Annotated in this window: 5 protein-coding genes; all 5 read right to left on the bottom strand. The window is 33.3% G+C overall.

All coding sequences use genetic code 11. The annotated features are described in order from the left end of the window. The coding region (locus tag AC1DND_RS23365; protein ID WP_477584983.1) for an acyltransferase at positions 1-606 on the bottom strand (606 nt) is incomplete at its 3' end. After that, positions 606-1,718: a glycosyltransferase family 4 protein gene (locus tag AC1DND_RS23360; protein ID WP_477584982.1), complete on the bottom strand. Its 1,113-nt coding sequence runs from the start codon at positions 1,716-1,718 to the stop codon at positions 606-608. The genes AC1DND_RS23360 and AC1DND_RS23365, both read right to left, overlap by 1 nt. A gap of 50 nt (positions 1,719-1,768) precedes the next feature. Further along, positions 1,769-2,542, bottom strand: a complete 774-nt coding sequence (locus tag AC1DND_RS23355) for a glycosyltransferase family 2 protein (protein ID WP_477584981.1) — start codon at positions 2,540-2,542, stop codon at positions 1,769-1,771. A gap of 28 nt (positions 2,543-2,570) precedes the next feature. Then, on the bottom strand, positions 2,571-2,843 hold the full coding sequence (locus AC1DND_RS23350) for an acyltransferase (RefSeq protein ID WP_477584984.1): 273 nt from the start codon (positions 2,841-2,843) through the stop codon (positions 2,571-2,573). A gap of 286 nt (positions 2,844-3,129) precedes the next feature. Continuing rightward, on the bottom strand, positions 3,130-3,350 hold a 221-nt coding region (locus tag AC1DND_RS23345), incomplete at its 5' end, for a hypothetical protein (protein WP_477584980.1).

Below are 3,350 nucleotides of genomic sequence, written 5' to 3'. Positions count from 1 at the left end.
GGCTACGACAGTGCCGGAACCAATAGTTACACCAGCTAAAATTGTTACACCAGAGCCTATCCAACAATTGCTTTCAATCCGTACTTCAGACCGTGTAACGCCTTGATTTTTAATCAACTCAGTATCATCAGAAAAGTTATGATTTTCAGAAAAAATTTTAACATATGGGCCAATAATCACATTTTCACCAATATCTATCCCACCTTGGCCTGCTAAGTATGCAAAAGCATTAATGCCAGTACCATCGCCAATCTTTATGCCAATCCCTTGGTGGGCAATGACATGTGATCCCATTAAAACAGAATTTCTTCCAATTGAAACATTATTACCTATATTGATCCCTTCTAAAGAAATTGCATTAATATAGACCCGATCATCGAGGATTAGATTGTCTCCAGCGGAAACCTTATATGCATGTTTTATTTTAACTCCCTGACCTATAAATAATAGGCCTTTTGTCCGTTTAAAAAAAAATCTTCTATAACCTCCTCTAAGCATCTGTTTCAACCTTTCAAAAGAAACCACAATTATATCCCTTACAGTATATTTACTTTCCCATCTGTAATTAGGGTCTTTTTTTAGCTTCCGTATAATCTTTTCGATCATTAGCTTTTTTCCATTATAAATTTTAAAATATTCTCCGCGGACTTTTGCCAAGTAAAATGATTTGCATGTGCTAACGCCCTGCCAGCCATTAAATTATAATATTTTTCATCTTGCAACAACGTATTGGTTTTCATTGCAATATCCATTGGATCGTCAGGATCTATGTAAACAGCTCCATCACCACAAACTTCTGGCAATGATGTTCTATCCGAAACAACAACTGGAACTCTACATTTCATAGCTTCCAGTGGAGGCATACCAAAACCCTCGGCGTAGGACGGGAAGCAAAATACCTTTGCAAGAGCATAAATAAGAGGAAGATCTGCTTGTGGGACATAACCAGAAAAAGAAATCCTATCCAATAAGTTATTGTCTAGAATACATTTTTCTATATCCTCATTTTTAAACTCTCTTTCTCCAACAATTAAAAGTTTTACAGATTCGTCTATATGTATAAAGGCTCTAATCAAATTCAATAAGTTTTTTCTAATATTGATTCGCCCAACGTATAGAACGAATTTATCTGGCAAATTATATCTCTTTTTTATTGATCTTATACTTTCTACGTTATATTTGTCTAGCGGCATAAAATTATCATTTACTCCATGATATACCACAGCCGTATTTTGGTCTTCAGCAATATGATGTTTTAAGATCCTCGTTTTCTCTGAGTTAGAAATAGTGATTACATAATCTGAACGTTTCGCTAACAGACTCATTGGCTTATAGTACAATAACTCAACAGGGCTGTAAAACTGGGGGTAATCTAAAAAAAGTACATCGTGAACAAATGCTATTTTTTTCCATTTACTTTTCCCATAATTTGCAAAGTTTTGATATAGTATAAAATTCAAGTTATACTTTTTAACCACAAATGGAACAATTATCAAATTGGAAAGTAAATTTGGCTTAGCATATACAGGGATAAGTTTGGCTTTGCCTCTAAACAATTCTTCAGCTTGATCTATATTTTTACTGCTGACAATAAGAAAAAGTTCAATATGATTATTGTTAATTTTAATTAATTCATCAACCAAATTTCTAACAACCACCTTTCCGCTAGGTGGGCCATCAAAATACCATTTCGCATCAATCCCAACTTTGATCTTCATCTGCTTTAATATAATATAATCGTTTTCAAAAAATTATCAATCTATGGCTATCACTTCTTTAGATAGACATTTAAACCAATCTTTCTAAAGCAATTCTTCACAACAAACTTCAGTTTGTAATAACATTCATTAAACTTGGAAGAAATATAGCTTGCTCCACCCGTTTCTGTCGCCGCTTGGAAATGTTCTGTAATAGCGGCAATTGAATCACTTGCACCTCCCTCACTCATTTTAACTGTAACCTCATCCATAAAGGCTGCATTTAATTTATCCTTTGCTCTTAAAAGTAACTCGTAATCTCCGCAAATTCTGTATCTTATATCATAGACTCCGTAAATGACAAATAATATTTTCTTAGAATGTAACGACCCAGGATGTGAAACAGTCATTTCTTTAAGAAATAAAGGCCACTGCCAGGGGAAGCCCCCTGTCCTAATAATTTTCCCTTTGAGATCAATCATTTGTCTTTTGGAAGAAACGTATTCTAAAGAATCCAAATTAGACTGCATTGCTAAAAAATTTTGATATTTTGACAACGCTGTTGGTAATAATATATCATCTGCACCCAAAAACATTATCCAATCTCCGCTAGCTCTTAAAACGCCTTTATTCCATGCATCATAAATACCCTTATCTGGTTCGCTGATCCATTCGGTTATATAATTTCTATATTTATTTATAATATCCATTGTATTATCTTTCGAACAACCGTCAACAATAATGAATTCAAAATTATCACTATCTTGAATTATAATACTTTGTATTAAAGACTCAAGTGTTTTTCCTGCATTATATGTTGCCGTTATTATAGAAATTTTGTTCATCAATTTTATTATTTAGTCATTTGATTTACTAGATTATTGGGCAGATATCATTCCCCAAATTATAGCTTAACTTTTTATTTCTAACCGAAATTACCTTTGCAGGAATTCCACCGACTACTGTGTAAGGCTGAACATCTTTTGTCACCACAGAACCTGCTGCTACAACAGCACCGTATCCAATTTTAACTCCTGGAAGAATAACCGCTCTGGAACATATCCAACAATAATCTTCAATAACTACACGATCTCCTATGGTATCGAAAAATTCGCTATTGTAATCGTGATGTAATGTCCATATCATAACATCATTGCTTAAGTTTACATTAGAACCAATTATCAGACCTTTTCTTGCATCAAGCAATGCATTGTGGCCGATTAATGTGCTGTTACCAATTTCCAATTTCCATGGACTTCTGATTTCAAAACCTCTATAAAGCCCAACCTTTTTGCCGATTTTTGCGCCTAAACACCTCATTAACAAAATTCTTAAATTATGGAAGGGTAAAAGTGCTATAGCTCCACAAAAAATGTATACTGCTGCGAAAGCATACTTCATAAAAGTGGTTTTCATATTTTCCATTTACTAATTAAGTTAATTTAATTGATTGTTTACCGGTTATCTTATTGAGCTTCTGCTCAAATATTATTGCCGAGAAAGGGAACATTAAAAAAAATGATGTGTAGGTTATCGGTTCAGCAAAGAAAGTAAAACATAATATAATAAAGAAAACTATACGCTCTAGCTTTACACCAACAAATTTATTCTTATAAAAAAGAATAAATAAAAGCAATCCAGCTGGTAATCCAA

The organism is Pedobacter sp. 01N416 (genome assembly GCF_056399685.1).
Note: the sequence above shows the minus strand (reverse complement) of the source record. Positions and strands in the feature narration are given on the sequence as shown.

What these genes read in the sequence shown, in the direction of transcription:
- AC1DND_RS23360 (WP_477584982.1), bottom strand. Translation starts at nt 1,718, where the DNA reads ATGAAGATCAAAGTTGGGATTGATGCGAAATGGTATTTTGATGGCCCA.
- AC1DND_RS23350 (WP_477584984.1), bottom strand. Translation starts at nt 2,843, where the DNA reads ATGATATGGACATTACATCACGATTACAATAGCGAATTTTTCGATACC.
- AC1DND_RS23355 (WP_477584981.1), bottom strand. Translation starts at nt 2,542, where the DNA reads ATGAACAAAATTTCTATAATAACGGCAACATATAATGCAGGAAAAACA.